At 73.5% G+C, this 15,192-nt stretch carries 12 protein-coding genes; 6 read left to right on the top strand and 6 right to left on the bottom strand.

Translation table 11 applies throughout. The annotated features are described in order from the left end of the window. The first annotated feature begins 60 nt into the window (after nt 1-60). A complete protein-coding gene (locus ACIPK4_RS22775; protein WP_402315351.1) occupies nt 61-261 on the top strand; it encodes a hypothetical protein in 201 nt (66 codons plus the stop codon). A gap of 4 nt (nt 262-265) precedes the next feature. Continuing rightward, complete coding sequence (locus ACIPK4_RS22770) at nt 266-1,054, top strand: maleate cis-trans isomerase (RefSeq protein ID WP_402315349.1); 789 nt, start codon at nt 266-268, stop codon at nt 1,052-1,054. Nucleotides 1,055-1,112: 58 nt separating this feature from the next. Here ACIPK4_RS22770 and ACIPK4_RS22765 read toward each other — a convergent pair whose 3' ends face one another. The 3 genes from ACIPK4_RS22765 to ACIPK4_RS22755 form a co-directional block, all read right to left on the bottom strand. Beyond that, nucleotides 1,113-1,502 carry a hypothetical protein gene (locus ACIPK4_RS22765; protein WP_402315348.1) on the bottom strand — a complete coding sequence of 130 codons (390 nt, stop codon included), beginning with the start codon at nt 1,500-1,502 and terminating at the stop codon, nt 1,113-1,115. Between the two features lie 270 nt (nt 1,503-1,772). Further along, entirely contained in the window at nt 1,773-2,060 is a 288-nt protein-coding gene (locus tag ACIPK4_RS22760; RefSeq protein ID WP_402315346.1) for a hypothetical protein, read from the bottom strand. 109 nt (nt 2,061-2,169) lie between these two features. Then, the gene (locus tag ACIPK4_RS22755; RefSeq protein ID WP_402315344.1) at nt 2,170-3,075 is read right to left on the bottom strand and encodes an NAD-dependent protein deacetylase; all 906 of its coding nucleotides are present in this window, start codon (nt 3,073-3,075) and stop codon (nt 2,170-2,172) included. 904 nt (nt 3,076-3,979) lie between these two features. On the opposite strand from ACIPK4_RS22755, the gene ACIPK4_RS22750 reads away from it, so the two are divergent. Together ACIPK4_RS22750 and ACIPK4_RS22745 are read left to right on the top strand one after the other, a co-directional pair. After that, nucleotides 3,980-6,319 carry an ADP-ribosyltransferase domain-containing protein gene (locus ACIPK4_RS22750; protein WP_402315342.1) on the top strand — a complete coding sequence of 780 codons (2,340 nt, stop codon included), beginning with the start codon at nt 3,980-3,982 and terminating at the stop codon, nt 6,317-6,319. Nucleotides 6,320-6,427: 108 nt separating this feature from the next. Next, nucleotides 6,428-6,826: a nuclear transport factor 2 family protein gene (locus ACIPK4_RS22745; protein WP_402315341.1), complete on the top strand. Its 399-nt coding sequence runs from the start codon at nt 6,428-6,430 to the stop codon at nt 6,824-6,826. Nucleotides 6,827-6,857: 31 nt separating this feature from the next. On the opposite strand, the gene ACIPK4_RS22740 is transcribed toward ACIPK4_RS22745, so the two are convergent. From ACIPK4_RS22740 to ACIPK4_RS22730, 3 genes are read right to left on the bottom strand one after another with little or no spacing between them, the layout of a single operon-like run. Beyond that, nucleotides 6,858-7,211, bottom strand: coding sequence for a UBP-type zinc finger domain-containing protein (locus ACIPK4_RS22740; protein ID WP_402315339.1), 354 nt, complete (start codon nt 7,209-7,211; stop codon nt 6,858-6,860). Further along, complete coding sequence (locus ACIPK4_RS22735) at nt 7,208-8,701, bottom strand: ATP-binding protein (protein ID WP_402315337.1); 1,494 nt, start codon at nt 8,699-8,701, stop codon at nt 7,208-7,210. Before ACIPK4_RS22735 ends, ACIPK4_RS22740 begins: the two co-directional genes overlap by 4 nt. After that, the gene (locus ACIPK4_RS22730; RefSeq protein ID WP_054221083.1) at nt 8,698-10,377 is read right to left on the bottom strand and encodes an FAD-dependent oxidoreductase; all 1,680 of its coding nucleotides are present in this window, start codon (nt 10,375-10,377) and stop codon (nt 8,698-8,700) included. Before ACIPK4_RS22730 ends, ACIPK4_RS22735 begins: the two co-directional genes overlap by 4 nt. Before the next feature lie 567 nt (nt 10,378-10,944). Here ACIPK4_RS22730 and ACIPK4_RS22725 point away from each other — a divergent pair. Next, nucleotides 10,945-12,726, top strand: a complete 1,782-nt coding sequence (locus ACIPK4_RS22725; protein ID WP_402315335.1) for an N-acetylglutaminylglutamine amidotransferase — start codon at nt 10,945-10,947, stop codon at nt 12,724-12,726. 72 nt (nt 12,727-12,798) lie between these two features. Continuing rightward, on the top strand, nt 12,799-15,114 hold the full coding sequence (locus tag ACIPK4_RS22720; protein WP_402315333.1) for a S9 family peptidase: 2,316 nt from the start codon (nt 12,799-12,801) through the stop codon (nt 15,112-15,114). The last annotated feature ends 78 nt before the right edge of the window (nt 15,115-15,192 follow it).

Genomic DNA, 15,192 nt, shown 5'->3' with positions numbered 1-15,192 from the left:
CCGCTTCCGCTCGGATCCTCCCTTCCGCGAGCCCGTACGAGGCGATTGCGAGGTGTGGCGATGAGGCCGCGACCTGCTGACACCGCGACGGCGGTGCCGCCGGACACCCTGCCGGGGGCGGGCACGGCCCCTCAGGCCGGCGCGGCCCGTACGCACACCACCACCATGACGGAGGCCCTGCCGGTGCCGGACGCACCCCGCCTCGGCTCGGGCGGGACGCCCGGGGTCCCCGCGTCGCCGCCCCGGCCGTCGGGAGAGTGATGGCATGTGGCACGACGACGGTTGGGACGTACGGGTACGGCTGGGCGTGCTGACGCCGCATGCGGACGTCGGCCCCGAATCGGAATTGTGGGCCATGGCGCCGTCCGACGTGGGCCTCCACGCGGCCCGGGTGCCCTTCGGCGCGATGCGGGCCGGCGGGGTGATGGACACGACCATCCCCCTCGCCCCGGTACGGGAGTTCGCCGAGCCGCCCCATGTCGACGCCGCCGCCGCACTGCTGGCGGCGGCCCCCGTCGCCGCCCTCGCCTACGCCTTCACCAGCTCGGCGTACGTGATCGGCGCGCGCGGCGAGGCCGACATGGTCGGCCGCCTGTCCGAACGGGCCCGCGGCCTCCCCGTCGTCACCACCTGCGCCGCCGCGCTCCGGGCCCTCCACTGCGTGGGGGCGTCCAGCCTGTGCCTGATCGATCCGCCCTGGTTCGACGCCGAGCTGAGCGACCTGGGCCGCGCCTACTACGAGCGGGCCGGTTTCGAGGTCGCACGCCCCGGACCCTGCCCCCTGCCCAGCGACCAGCACCGCATCCGGCCCCGCCCCCTGCACGACTGGATCGCCGGGAACACGCCCGACGCGGTCGACGCCGTCGTCATCGGTGGCAACGGCTTCCGCGCCGTCTCCGTCATCGACGCCCTGGAACGCACCACCGGACGCCCGGTGCTGACGGCGAACCAAGTGCTGCTGTGGGCCGCGCTCCACGCGGCGGGCGCATCCACCCGGGGCATCACCCACTACGGCCGCCTGTTCGACCGCCCCGCACCGGCCGGCCCGCCCTGATGCCAGGCCGGGCGCCGGAGAGCGGCCGCCACCGGTCGGCGGCGTGCCGGACCAGGGGTCAGCCGGCGAGGGCGACGAGGCGTCGGTAGTCGAGCTGGTCGGCCCGCCTGGCCGTGAGGTGGACACGGACGTCGCCGAGGAACTCCTTCATGGCGGCGTAGGCGGCCGTGTACGCAGCCTCCTGCTCCGCCGCGTCCGGCGGCATCCACAGGATCAGCAGCGGCTCGTTGCGGCGCGCGCCCTCGGGGGTGGCGAAGGACAGTTCGTGGACGACCAGGCGCGGCGCGTCCGCAGGCAGCGCGGCGACCAGCTCGTCCTGCGTCAGGTTGCCCTCCAGGTCCACCTCCAGGGTGCCGGAGGCGTCCTCGTAGCGGAGGATCACGGTGTTGATCTCCCGCGTCTCCTTCAGATGCTGGAGGGCTTCACGGGAAGCCTCCGAAAAGCTCACCGGACTGCTCACAGGGTTCCCGTCTCGATCGTCGCTGTCACGAGGGGTTCAACGCCGCGGAGGCCCGGAGGATGCGGCGCCCGTCGCCCCGCCCCGTCTGACCGGGGCGCTGCACGCCCGCGAGACGGGCGGCGCCACGGCCCGGCTGCCACCGCCACGGCCTCCGGGGCGTGACCGGGCACGCGTGCGCCCGCCCGGCGGGCCCTTGGCCGCCGGTGCAGCGCCCGGGCACCGCCGGCCCCCCCGGCCCTGGAGCCCGTCCGCGGACGGTCAGGCGGCGAAGGAGAGGGGTTCGGTGTGTCCGGCGCGGATCGCGTGGATGACGTCGTCGTGCAGGGTACGGCTCGCGTCCTCGCTGCCGCACGGGACGGGGCTTCCCAGGAGAGGGAGCCATTCCGACGCGCCGCTGTACTGCACGGTCACGTGCGCCAGACGCTCCGCCTCGGTCCAGGTGGTGTGAACGTCGAGCTCACCGGTGAGGACCGGCCCGCCTTCACCGGTCCGCACGCCGTCCCGCCCGGCGAAGACCCCGCGAGTGGTCCACGATGCCCAGCTCATACGGCCTCCCTGCTGCATTCGTCGTCCTGCCAGTGTGACCGCGTCGGTCCGTCCGCGCCCCTGCTGGGCCGTGCCGGACGCGCCCGGCGGGGCCATCGCCCCGCACCCCTCAGTCCCGGGGCGCCTCTTCGCCGTCGGCGGGCAGGCCCAGCCGCCCGGCCACGGCGGTGAGGGCCGCTCCCAGCGGGAGCGCGACCCGGGTGACGGCGTACTGGTCACCTCGGGTCGGGTCCCGGTTGACGATCAGTACCGGCTTCCCGGCCTCGGCGGCCTGGCGGACGAACCGCAGCCCTGACATCACGGTCAGCGAGGATCCCAGTACCAGCAGCGAGGTGGCCTCGCGAACCAGCTCGCGGCACTGCCCGACCCGCCCCGGCGGCACGGCCTCGCCGAAGAACACCACGTCCGGTTTGAGGATGCCGCCGCAGAGCGTGCAGGGCACGACCCGAAAGCCCCCGACCTGTTCATCGGTGAGGTCGGCGTCACCGTCGGGGTTGATCCCGGCCGCCACCGGTTCGAACAGCGGATTGGCCTCCTCCAGCCGCGCGGCGAGCTCGCGGCGGGGGCGGACGGCACCGCAGGACAGGCAGACCACCCGGTCCAGGCCCCCGTGGAGCTCCACGACGCCGTCACTGCCGGCCGCCTGGTGCAGCCCGTCGACGTTCTGGGTGATCATGCCCGCGAGCAGTCCGTGCCGCCCGAACGCGGCCACCGCCCGGTGCCCGGCGTTCGGGCGGGCACGGGCGAAGGTGCGCCAGCCGAGATGGCTGCGCGCCCAGTACCGGCGCCGGGCCTGCGCACTGCCGGTGAAGTCCTGGTAGGTCATCGGGGTGTGCCGGCTCAGGCTCCCGCCCTCGCTCCGGTAATCGGGAATGCCGGACTCCGTGGAGATGCCCGCCCCGGTCACCACGAGCACGCCGCCGGCGCTCAGCACGTCGGCGACCGGCATCACGTCCGTGGTAGCCGGAGGCAGGTCCGCGGCGGGGGTCCAGCTCAAAGTCGGGCGCATGCGCATGCCGCCAGGGTACGGAAACCACCGCGCCCGACGCCGGGCACCGGCGCGCCCGTCACGGTCCGGCGGTGCCCGGTGCATCGGTGAGCAGGCCGGCCACGTCCCCCGCGATGCCGTCCGCGTCGGCGTGGAAGCCGGTCCGGCGGCGAGTCCGGTGACCGGCAGCCCGGGGGCGTGCTCCGCCACGGCGCCGAGCAGGGGCGGTGCGGCGGGACGCGTAGGCGACACGCATCCGGCGCAGGTGGCGGTCGAAGGCAGGGCGGGCCGGCCGAGGGCCGGGGATGCCCCGTTCGCCGCGGTACGTGCGGCCGGCGAGCGGTTCGGCCAGGTCGGGCGGGCGGGGACGGCGACGGCGGCGCGGGCACCGCGCGCAGCCAGCGCGTACACCTCGACGCCGAGGGCGTCGACCGGTACGGGCACGGCGCGCAGGCCCGCTGCCGCGGCAGCCCGTTGGGTGGCCGGCGGGTACGGCGACCGGATACCCCTGGGCCTTCGCCCTGACCGGCGCCGCGATGCCGACCGCCGTCGTCCCGGCCCGCCGCGACCGTCGCGGGCCGACCGTCGCCACCACGACCGTCCCTTGACGCCCGGCCCCGGCGGAGCCGTCGGCCGTGCGCAGGGCGCCGGCCCGGTCCGGGAGTTCGGCCGGGCCCGTTGGGTCGGCCCGCGGTACGGGCTCCAGCGCCTCCGGGGGACGGGCACCGGCGCCCCACCCCGTCCGTTCAGCCGTTGCCGGAGGGCCAGAGGACGGCCCCCCGTGTTCGACGAGGGTGCCCTGCCGCCCCCGCGGCCGCCGGGGGCACCGGCAGCCGACGGCATGTCACCGAGGTCTCTCGTCAGGGGCGTTGTCAGTGGTCACCGATAGCGTCGGGGTATTGGAAGAGCCGTTTTCCGACAGGAGTGACCGATGACCGACAACGGTGCGCAGCCCGCACTCAGGGTGGTGCTGACCGACGTCAACGAACGGGTGGTGAAGGCGTGGCGGGCGGCCTTCGCGGACACGCCCGAGATCGAGATCCGCAGGGGTTCCATCCTCGACGAGGACGTCGACGCCTGGGTCACACCGACCAACTCCCTGGGCCGGATGGACGGCGGCGTCGACGCCGTCATCAAGCGCCACCTCGGAAGCGGCATCCAGCTGCGCGTGCGGCGGGCCATCCGGGACCGGTTCGCCGGCACCCTCCCCGTGGGCAGCGCCGTCTGCGTCCCGTCGGGAGCGACCGTCCCGCGGTACCTGATATCCACGCCGACCATGGTGCACTCCTCGGAGAACGTGCGGGACACCCTGAACGTGGCGTTGGCGTGCGCAGCGGCCTTCCAGGCCGTCCACCGGCAGAACCGCCGCGTCCCGGGCAGCATCCGCTCGGTGGCGCTGGTCGGGATGGGCGCGCAGACCGGCCGGGTGCCCGCCCGGGTCTGCGCCAACCTGATGTGGACGGGCTACACGCTCTTCCAGGACCACTGCTTCGAGGACGACGACCAGCTGCGCGCCACGATCACCGCCCAGCTCGACGGCATCGAGAACGCGCCGGTCACCGAGCGGGTGCGCATCGTGCCGCCCCAGGGGAATCCGTCCGCAGCCGGCCCCGCCCACCCCTCCGCCCTGACGACCGGGAGCCCTTCCTCCGTGAACGACGCCACCGCCACCTCCGCCCAGCCCGACGCGAACGACCCGCTCGGCCTCACCGAACTCTTCAAGGGCGGCGGTGAACCCTGGCTGCCGCTCCTGAAGCCCGTCATCGAGGCGCGGCCGGACGCGGCGCAGTTCATCGGTCAGAGCCGCAGCCCGCAGGTCGTCCCGGTCCGTGAGCTGACCTTCCAGGCCCTCAAGCCCCATCCGCCGCACAAGTGGAAGGTCGTCGTCTTCGGCCAGAACCCCTACCCGCGGCCGGAGAGCGCCACCGGGATAGCGATGTTCGACAACACCTTCAACGACTGGAAGGACAGCCAGTTCGGCAGGGTCGTCAGCATCCGCTGCATCATCAAGGCGGCCGCGATGTGGAAGTACGGCATCGCCAAGAAGACGCCCATCGCCGACGTCCGCGCCTTGTTGAAGGAGCGCAACACGGTCCAGCCGCCGGAGTGGTTCCAGGCGATGCTCACGCAGGGCGTGCTGCTGCTGAACGCCTCGCTGACGGCCAGCGGCGACGGGGCGATGGGAGCCGACCAGCACACCGCGTTCTGGCGGCCCGTCGCCGAACGGATCGTCGAGGAGATCCTCAAGGCCAAGCAGGACGCCGAGGAGGAGGACCGCGGCGTCGTGTTCGCCTGGTGGGGGGCCCACGCCCGCAGCCTGAAGAAGATCGTCCTGCGACTCCAGGAGAAGTACCCGGACGTCGAGGTCCGGCACATCGACCACGCCAACCCCGCGGCCCAGGGCGACGTCTTCTGCGAGGGCGACCACTTCGCCATGGTGAACGAAGCCCTCGCGTCGCTGGGCGCCGAGGGGATCGACTGGCTCCCCAGCACCGGGTGGAACGACCAGGCGGCAGGGGCCGGTGCCGCGGGCGGGGACCTCGCGGCCCGGATGGGGGCGTTCATCGCGTCGACCATGGAACTGCACCAGCTGTACCTGGAGCGGCTCGGCAGCGTCAAGGACGAGGGCCTCGTCCTCCCGGCGATCACCGGTGTCTTCGACACACCCCTCATGGACTTCCAGGACGCCGCTGCTCCCGTCGCCGCGGTGCTCTCCGGGCTCGGCGGGCACATCGAGCGGTCCCGTGAGTTCGGCAAGCGGCGGGCGGACGAGACGGCCGGCCACCTGTCGGCCGACGCCATCGCCGCCCTCTACCTCTACACCTGCGAGTCCGCGTTCTACCGCGAGATCAACGCCGTCCTGCGCTCCCCGGACCGCACCAGGGTCGCGCCCTACCTCCCGTACCTGCGGCTGCTGTTCTCGGCGGTCTCGGGCCTGCCCGCCCACACCCAGCCGCTCTGGCGCGGCGTGTCGCTGGACCTGCGGGCGCAGTACCCGCTCGGACAGACCGTGACCTGGTGGGGCGTGTCCTCGTGCACCTCCGAGCTGAACGTGGCCCGGTCCTTCCTGGGGAGTCGCGGCAAGCGGACGCTGTTCGAGGTGACGCCCGCCCGGGCGGTCGGCATCCGGCGCTACTCCGCCTTCACCGGGGAGGAGGAGTACATCCTCGCGCCGGGCACCCAACTCAAGGTGACGGACGTCAGGACCGAGCGCGGCGGCCTGTGCACGATCAAGCTGACGGAAGAGGAGACCGCCCCCCTCGTCTCCTGACCGCGCACCGCTCCCGGGGACGTCACCCGACTGCCGGAGCCGGGAGGCGGAGGGAAGGGACCGGGGGTTCGATGGCTCCTGCCGGACGCGGCCGGCCGGGAGGAAGACATGAGCGACCACGACGCGTTCCTGACCTGGGTCAAGACCACCCTCCACGAGGCTGCGCTCGCCCTGCACCACGGTGACCCCGCTCCGCGCCGGGCGATTTGGTCGCGGAACGAGCCCGTGAGCGTGCTGGGGGCCTGGCGCAACGCCTTCGGCCGACAGGAGGTCGAGGAGCTCTTCACCGACCTCGGCCGGAGCTTCTCCGACTGCACCTCGTACGCCTTCGAACTGCAGGCGTACCAGGTCGTCGGCGACATGGCCTACACGGTCGGCTTCGAACACACCTCCGTCTCCGTCCGGGGAGAGCCGGACACCTACACGCTGCGGGTCACCCAGGTCTACCGCCGCGAGGGCGGAGAGTGGAAGGTCGCCCATCGCCACGGTGACGCCGCGGACGCATGAGCGGGCCGCCGCTCCGACCGGGGTGGGTCGGTCAGCCGTTCAAGTGCCTCGTCCAGTCCTGGGGGACCCGGCCCGCCGGGCCCGGGGCCGGCTGGTCCGCGGGGTGGGCGGTCGGTGGGGTCAGCGGGGGGCCGGACTCGTACAGGGCGTCGCCCTTGTAGTCCCAGAACCACTCCTCGCCCGGCTCGAAGCTCTGCACCAGGGGATGACCCGTCGACTTCCAGTGGGCGGTTGCGTGCTGCGCCGGCGAGGAGTCGCAGCAGCCGACGTGGCCGCACTGGGCGCAGCGCCGCAGGTGGAACCACCAGCCGCCCACCGCCTCGCAGTCGGCGCATCCGGTGCCGCTGGGCGGGACGCTCGGGTCGATGCCGTCGATCTCGGTCATACGGACTCCTCTGCGGTGTCGGGCTCGGCGTTGACGTCGGCCTCGGGAACGGTCCCGGCCTCCGGGGAGGTCAGCGGCAGCAACACCTGGAACCGGGTGTCGCCCGGTGCGGACTCGACCTGGAGGCTGCCGTGGTGCTTGTTGACGACGATCCGCCAGGAGATGTCGAGTCCGAGACCGGTGCCCTCGCCGACCGGCTTCGTGGTGAAGAAGGGATCGAAGATGCGGCCGCGGATGTCCGCCGGGACACCGGGCCCCGTGTCCCGGAACTCCACCAGCAGCCGGTCGCCCTCGCGTGCCGTGCGGACCGTCAGAGTCCCCTCGCCGCCGGTGCTGCCGATCGCGAACACGGCGTTGTCGACGAGGTTGGTCCATACCTGGTTGAGCTCCGCCGGGTAGGCGGGCACTTCCGGCAGGGAGCGGTCGTAGTCCTTGACCACCCGCACCCGGGGGCCGATCTTCCCGGACAGCATCAGCAGCGTGCTGTCGAGGAGTTCGTGGACGTCGACGACGCGGTACGGGGCGCGGTCCAGCTGCGAGTACTGCTTGGCGGCGTCCACGAGGTGCGAGATGCGCGTGGTGGAGTCGGCGATCTCGTCCATCAGCAGCTCCGTCTCGACCGTGTAGTTGAGCCAGCCGATGGCCGCGGGAAGGATGTCCTCGGTCACGGCCGCCGCGACCTGCTCCAGCCAGTCCGTGTCCAGACCGGCCTGCACGAAGGTCGGCGCGAGCCGCCAGCCCTCCGCGATGTCGTGGTCGTCCAGCCAGTCGGCGAGTTCGTCCTCCCGGTCGGAGGCCTCCAGCGGGCTGAGCGCCGTCGCCTTCGCGACGCGCTCGACGGTGCGTTCCTGGATCTCGATGAGGTCGGCGATCGTCTCGCGCGAGTACTGGCCCTGGGAGATGTGGGCCAGCTTGTGCCGCATCTTGCCGACCCGTTCCCGCAGGGTCGCCGTGGCCCGGACGGCCGCCGCCGCCGGGTTGTTGAGTTCGTGGGTGAGGCCGGCGGACAAGGACCCGAGAGCCAGCAGCCGTTCGCGCTGGCCGATCGCCCGCTGGGTGTTCTTCGAGCCGAAGAACAGTCCCTCCAGCAGGTGCGCCGCCATGGGGAACCACTCCCGCATGATGTCCGCGAACGAATCGGCGGGCAGGACGAAGAACCTCGTCGGCTCTGTCACCCGCATCGAGTTGGTGTACGTCTGCGGCACCTGGTCGCCCAAGTACGCCTGCATGGCCCCCGCGTAGACGCCGCGCTGCGAGGTGCGGCTCACCTCGACGTCGTCGCCGCCGACCCGGCGGGACAGTACGACGGTGCCCTCGATCATCACGTAGAAGCAGGTGGCCGGGTCACCCTCGGTGTACACGGGACCCGGTTCGAACCGCTCCACCCGGCCCTCGCGGCACAGGTGTCCGAGCTGCTCCGGGGAGAGCTTCTCGAACAGGAACAACGAGGCGATCTCCCGCGGGCTGCACGGCGTGGGCCGCCCGTTCACGACTGCTCCAGGTACCGGTGTACGAGCATCACGGCCATGGCTCCTTCTCCGACGGCGGACGCGACGCGCTTCGCGGACTGGGCGCGCGCGTCGCCCGCCACGAACACGCCGGGAATGTTGGTCTCGAGGTGGTACGGCGGCCGGTCCAGCTCCCACTCGGCCGGCGGGCGCCCGTCCGGCGTGAGGTCCGGCCCGGCCAGGATGAACCCGTGCTCGTCGCGCAGCACGGTGCCGTCCAGCCAGTCGGTCAGCGGGGCCGCGCCGATGAAGACGAACATCCACTGTGCGTCGACGAGTTCGCTCGCGCCGGTGTCCACGTCGCGGAGCGTCAGCTGCTCCAGGTGACCGTCGCCGTGCGCCGCCTCGACGGCCGTGCGGGTCCGCACGGTGATGTTCGGCGCCTCCTCGATCTGCTGGATCAGGTAGTACGACATCGACGCCGTCAGCGACTCCCCGCGGACCAGCAGCGTCACCGACTTCGCGCCGCGCGCCAGGTACATCGCCGCCTGACCGGCGGAGTTGGCGCCTCCCACGATGTACACGTCCTGGCCCTGGCAGGAGGCCGCCTCGGTGAGCGACGAGCCGTAGTAGACCCCGCAGCCGGTCAGGTCGTCGCAGCCCGGCGCCTGCAACTGCCGGTACGACACCCCGGTCGCGAGGATCACGCTGTGCGCGGCGATCGCCGAGCCGTCGGAGAACCGGACGACGCGCGCCGCGCCGTTGACCTCCAGCCCGGTGACCTCGCGCGCCGTGAGGATCTCGGCGCCGAACCGGCCGGCCTGGCGGCGGGCGCGATCCGTCAGCTGCGCCCCGGAGACGCCGTCCGGGAAGCCGAGGTAGTTCTCGATGCGGGAACTCTGGCCGGCCTGCCCGCCGGTCGCCGAGCGTTCGATGAGGACGGTGCGCAGCCCCTCGGAGGCGCCGTAGACGGCTGCGCCGAGACCGGCCGGGCCGCCGCCGATGACGACGAGATCGTAGAAATCGGCGGCCGGTGTCGTCGCGAGGCCCACGTGGGCCGCGAGTTCGGCCGCCTCCGGCTCGACCAGCACGCCGCCCTCCGGCGTGATCACCAGGGGCAGCCGCTGCCCGTCGGCCCCGGCCGCCTCCAGCAGCCGCCGCCCCTCGGGCTCGTCGGAGGAGTACCAGCGGTACGGCACCTGGTTGCGGGCCAGGAACTCCCGCACCTGCGAGGAGCGGGCCGACCAGCGGTGCCCGACCACCTTGGTGGCGGGTACCGGCCGGTAGTCGCTGGAGCGCCAGGCCGTGATGAGATCGTCCAAGACCGGATAGAGCTTCTCCTCCGGCGGGTCCCAGGGCTTGAGGAGGTAGTGGTCGAGGTCGACGACGTTGATCGCGTCGATCGCCGCGTCGGTGTCGGCGTACGCGGTCAGCAGCACGCGCCGCGCGCCCGGATAGACCCCGAGTGCCTGTTCGAGGAACTCGATGCCGTTCATCTGCGGCATGCGGTAGTCGGCCAGGATCACCGCGACCAGGTCGCCCCGCAATTTCAGCTCGCGCAGCGCCTCCAGCGCGGACTCGCCGGACTCGGCACGCACGATCCGGTACCCGGCGCCGTAGCGACGCCGCAGGTCACGGGCGATGGCCCGGGAGACCCCAGGGTCGTCGTCCACGGTCAGGATGACGGTCCGTGACGCTGCGTCGGCAGCCTGTGCCATGCCTTCTCCACCCCGAGTGCGCTGTGGGCGGGCGGCACGGCGAGCCGCCCGCGCCGGTTCCCGCCCATCGTAGGTTCGATCGACCGGAACCGCGCCGGGACGCCGCAACCGTGCGCTCCGAGTACAGGACCGGTCGCTCCCGGTCAACCGGGCTCGTAGGTTCCGGTCGGATCGCCCTCGCGGACCACTGCCCCGGGAACCTGCTTGACCTGCTGCGATCCGGTCGGGGACGCCGGCTCCGGCGCGGTGCGCCGGTCGGGTGGTGCATCGCGGGCCGCGTGGATCCGGAAGCGGACAGGGGCATAGTGGGAGTGTCGTCGCGGGCGCCCGTGGGCGCCCGGCCGAAGGGTGCGGGGCCTGCGCGGCCCGTGTGCACCGGCCCGCACCATCGGGTCCACACAGCCCCGGGAATGAGGAGCGGACGGGCGGGCAGACGCCGGGAGCCCGCATCAACGCGGGCCGGAAGGCACAGGAGCGAAGAAGCATGGTGGACGTGGCAGAGCCCTCGGGAACGACAGCGATCCCACGGGAACCGCTTCTGCACGGCGGTGGGTCGGCAGGTGCCCCATGTGCGGCTTGAGCGGCGAGATGCGCTTCGACGGCGGTCGTCCGGACCTCGCCGCGGTCGAGCGCATGACGCAGACGCTGGAGTCGCGCGGGCCCGACGGCCGGGGCGCCTGGTCGCAGGGGGCGGTCGCCCTGGGGCACCGGCGGCTGAAGATCATCGACCTGTCGGAGCGGGGCGCCCAGCCCATGACCGACGACCGGCTCGGCCTCACGGCCGTCTTCAACGGCTGCATCTACAACCACCGCGAAGTGCGCCGCCGGCTCGAGGACATCGGACACCGATTCCACTCCGACTCCGACACCGAGGTGCTCGTCAAGGCCTACGCCCAATGGGGCCGGCAGTGCGTCGACCTCCTCGTCGGCATGTTCGCGTTCGCCCTCGTGGAACACCACACGGGCCGCCTGGTGCTCGGCCGTGACCGTCTGGGGATCAAGCCCCTTTACGTCACCCAGGACGCCGACCGGCTGCGCTTCGCCTCCACCCTGCCGGCCCTGCTGGCGGGCGGGGGAGTCGACACCTCCCTCGACCCGGTGGCGCTGCACCAGTACATGAGCTGGCACGGCACGGTCCCGGCGCCCAGAACGGTACTGGCCGGAGTGCGGAAGATCCCGCCGGCCACCGTCCGCATCGTGGAGCGGGACGGGACCCACCACGACCACTGCTACTGGCAGCCCTCCTACACCCGCCACTCCGAACTGGGCACGGACCCGGCGCTGTGGCGGGAGGCCGTCCACGACGCGCTGCGCACCGCGGTACGGCGGCGCACGGTCGCGGACGTCCCCGTCGGCGTGCTGCTCTCGGGCGGCCTGGACTCCAGCCTGATCGTCGCCCTGCTGGCGGAGGCGGGACAGGAGGACCTCCCCACCTTCGCGATGGGCTTCGAGGCGGAGAGCGGCGAGGAGGGCGACGAATTCCGGTTCTCCGACCTCATCGCGCGCACCTTCGCGACCGACCACCACAAGTTCATGATCTCCACCGGTCGGCTCCCCGCCGCGCTGGACGGCGCGATCGGCGCCATGAGCGAGCCGATGGTCAGCCACGACGCGGTGGCGTTCCACCTGCTCTCCGAACAGGTCGCCAAGGACGTCAAGGTGGTGCTCTGCGGCCAGGGTGCGGACGAGGTGTTCGCCGGCTACCACTGGTACCCGCCGATCGCGGCGGCCACCCGGGCAGGCGCGCCCGCGGCGTACGCCGACGCGTACTTCGACCGGACGCACGCCGATCTCACCGCCATGCTGCACCCGGCCGCGGCGTCGGCCCGTGACGTCTCCACCGAGTTCGTCCGGGCGCACATGGCCGCCCCCGGCGCCGACACCGCCCTCGACGCGGCCCTGCGGATGGATGTCCACGCGCTCATGCCCGACGACCCGGTCAAGCGGGTCGACAACATGACGATGGCCTGGGGCCTGGAGGCGCGCGTGCCGTTCCTGGACCAGGATCTCGTCGAACTCGCCGCGGCTTGTCCGCCGGCGCTCAAACTGGACCAGGGCGGCAAGGGCGTGCTCAAGGACATCGGCCGCAAGGTCCTGCCCCCGGAGATCGTGGACCGCCCCAAGGGCTACTTCCCGGTCCCCGGGGTCCGGCACATGGCCGGGCCGGTGCTGGACCGGGTACGGGAAGCCCTGACCGCGCCGGAGGCGCGCCGGCGCGCGGTCTTCGACCAGCGGCACGTGGCCGCACTGCTGGCGGAGCCCGACCGCCACCGTGCCAGGCGCGGGGCCAGCACACTGTGGCAGGTGGCCACGCTGGAGATCTGGTTGCAGGTGCACGGCATCCACTGATCCGGGACGGCCCGCCGGCGGCGCGACCCCGGCGAGGCGGAGACAGGCGCAGAGACGCGGAGGGAGGCGGCCATGCCCCTGGATCGTGCGCAGCCCGCGGCCCCGTCGGCCGGTGCGGTCCCGCCCGCCGACGCGGCCCTGCCCATCGGCGTGACCCCGTCCGCAGCAACGGCACCGGCGTCCGGCGCGCCGGAGGTCCCGGTACCGGCACCCGCGCCCGTCCTCGTGCCGGACGACCACCACGGCGATCCGCCCGCCCTCCTCACCGCCCACGGATGCTGGTACCCCGCGGCCGACCCCACCGGCGAGCACGTGGCGTTCATCTGCGACCGGGCGGGGGTCCCGCAGCTGTGGTGCGCTCCCGCCCGGAGCGCCGAGGCCCACGTCCTCGACGCCGACCCCGACCCGGTGACCGAGGTGTTGTGGTCCCCCGACGGGCGCTGGATCGCGTACACCTCGGCCCCCGGCGGCGGCGAGCACACCCGCGTCCTGGTGGTGCGCCCCGACGGGACCGGCCGGCGCCTGCTCGCCGGTGCCGAGACGGGTGGCACCGCCCACCTCGGATCCTGGGCCCGCGACGGCTCCGCCCTCGCCGTCACGATCGCCTGGTCGGCCGAACCGGTAGCCGAGCACAGCGGGCCCGGACACCTGTCGCAGGACGCCTCCGCACGGCTCGCGACCTCCGCGGCCACCTCCCCGGCGGGGGCCCCCGGGGCCGCCTGGACCGAACGCGGCGGACCCGCGACCCTCCTCGGGGGTGTCGGAGCCGGTGCCGGTGGCGGTGCCGGTGCCGGTGGCGCGGACGCTGCGCCTCGCCCCGGGCGGCCGGCAGCCGTCCTCGGCACGGGCACCGTCGCCCCGGAGGCCGACGGCGTTGCGGACACCGGACCGGCCCCGGGCGGCGGACCGGCTCCGGGCGGCGGGCTGGCCGCCTACCTCGTCGACCCGGACGCCGCGGTCGCCCCGGTCCTGCTCTTCAGCGAGCCGGGGGCAGCCTCCCTGCGCGTCTGCGACATCAGCGCGGACGGCCGGTTCGCCCTGCTGCGCCGGGGCCCGCGCGGCCACCGCGAGGCCCTCGTGCTGGACACCGCGTCCGGCCGCACCACCTGCGCGCTGCGCGTCGCCGACGGCGACCCGTGGATCGGCCGGTTCTCGCCCGACGCACGCACCCTGTGGCTGCGCAGCGACTGGGAACGGGAGTACGCGGCCCTCCTGCGGGTCCGGCTGGACGAGAACGGCGCCTCCGGGGGGACCTTCGTCGCGGCCGAGCGCGAGGGGTCCGCCCTCGACCTGCTGACCGTCCCCGACCACGGGCGGTGGGGCCTGCTCGCCTGGAACGTCCACGGCGCGAGCGAACTGCAGAGCGTCGCCCTGCCCGCCGCGGACGAGGACGGGCAGGGCGACTCCGGGCCGCACCACCGCCCCGAACTGCCCCACGAGGTGGTGACCCGCATGGCCGTGGGCCGCGGAGCCGTGTTCGCGGCCCTGTCGGGCTCGCAACGCCGGCCCGGCATCTGGGAGCTGGACGGCGGCGGAACCCCCCTCCGCACCCCCTGGTCGGCGCGCGACGAGGAGGCGGCCCCGCCGGGCCGGCCCCCCGTACGCCCGGCCCCCGTGCGCTGCCGTGCCCGGGACGGGCTGATGCTGGGCGGCTGGTACTACCGGACGCCGGACCGGGAGCCGGGCCGGCCGGCCCCGTGCGTGATCCACCTCCACGGCGGTCCGGAGGAGCAGGAACGGCCGGTGTTCAACCCGCTGTACCACGAACTCCTCGGCCGGGGTCTGGACGTCTTCGCCCCCGACGTCCGCGGCTCGTCCGGCTGGGGCCGGTCCTTCGTCGACGCCGACCTCGGCGCCGGCCGGTTCGCGGCGATCGACGACGTCGCCGACTGCGCGGCCCACGTGGTGTCCCTCGGTTACGCCGATCCCCTGCGGCTGGGGGTGATGGGCCGCTCGTACGGCGGCTACCTGACGATGGCCTCGCTGGTCTGGCACCCGCAGCTGTTCCGCACCGGAGTGGCGGTGTGCGGGATGTCGGACTTCGACACGTTCTTCGCCGGAACGGAACCGTGGATCGCACAGTCCGCCGCCGCCAAGTACGGGCATCCCGAGCACGACCGGGAGCTGCTGCGCGCACTGTCCCCGATGAGCCGCGTCCACGAACTGCGCGTCCCCGTGCTCACGGTCCACGGAGAGCACGACACCAACGTCCCGCCGACCGAATCGGAGCAGTTCGTCCGCGCCGCCCGGGACCGCGGGCTGCCCGCGGAGATGCTGGTGCTCCGCAACGAGGGCCACGAGTTCCTCCGCGCGGACAACCGACGCACCTACCGCCGCGCCGCCGCGCGCTGGCTGGAGCGCCATCTCGGCGCGAGCCCGACGGCGTGACGTCCGCGGCCGGGCGACCGCAGCCGCGAACACCGATAATCGAAGGACAAATACGACACTGCGGATCCTTTGCACGCC

The sequence above is a fragment of the Streptomyces sp. NPDC086989 genome (assembly GCF_044745505.1).
GTDB lineage: Bacteria > Actinomycetota > Actinomycetes > Streptomycetales > Streptomycetaceae > Streptomyces.
The sequence above is the reverse complement of the archived record's forward strand: the minus strand, read 5'-3'. Positions and strand labels throughout refer to the sequence as shown.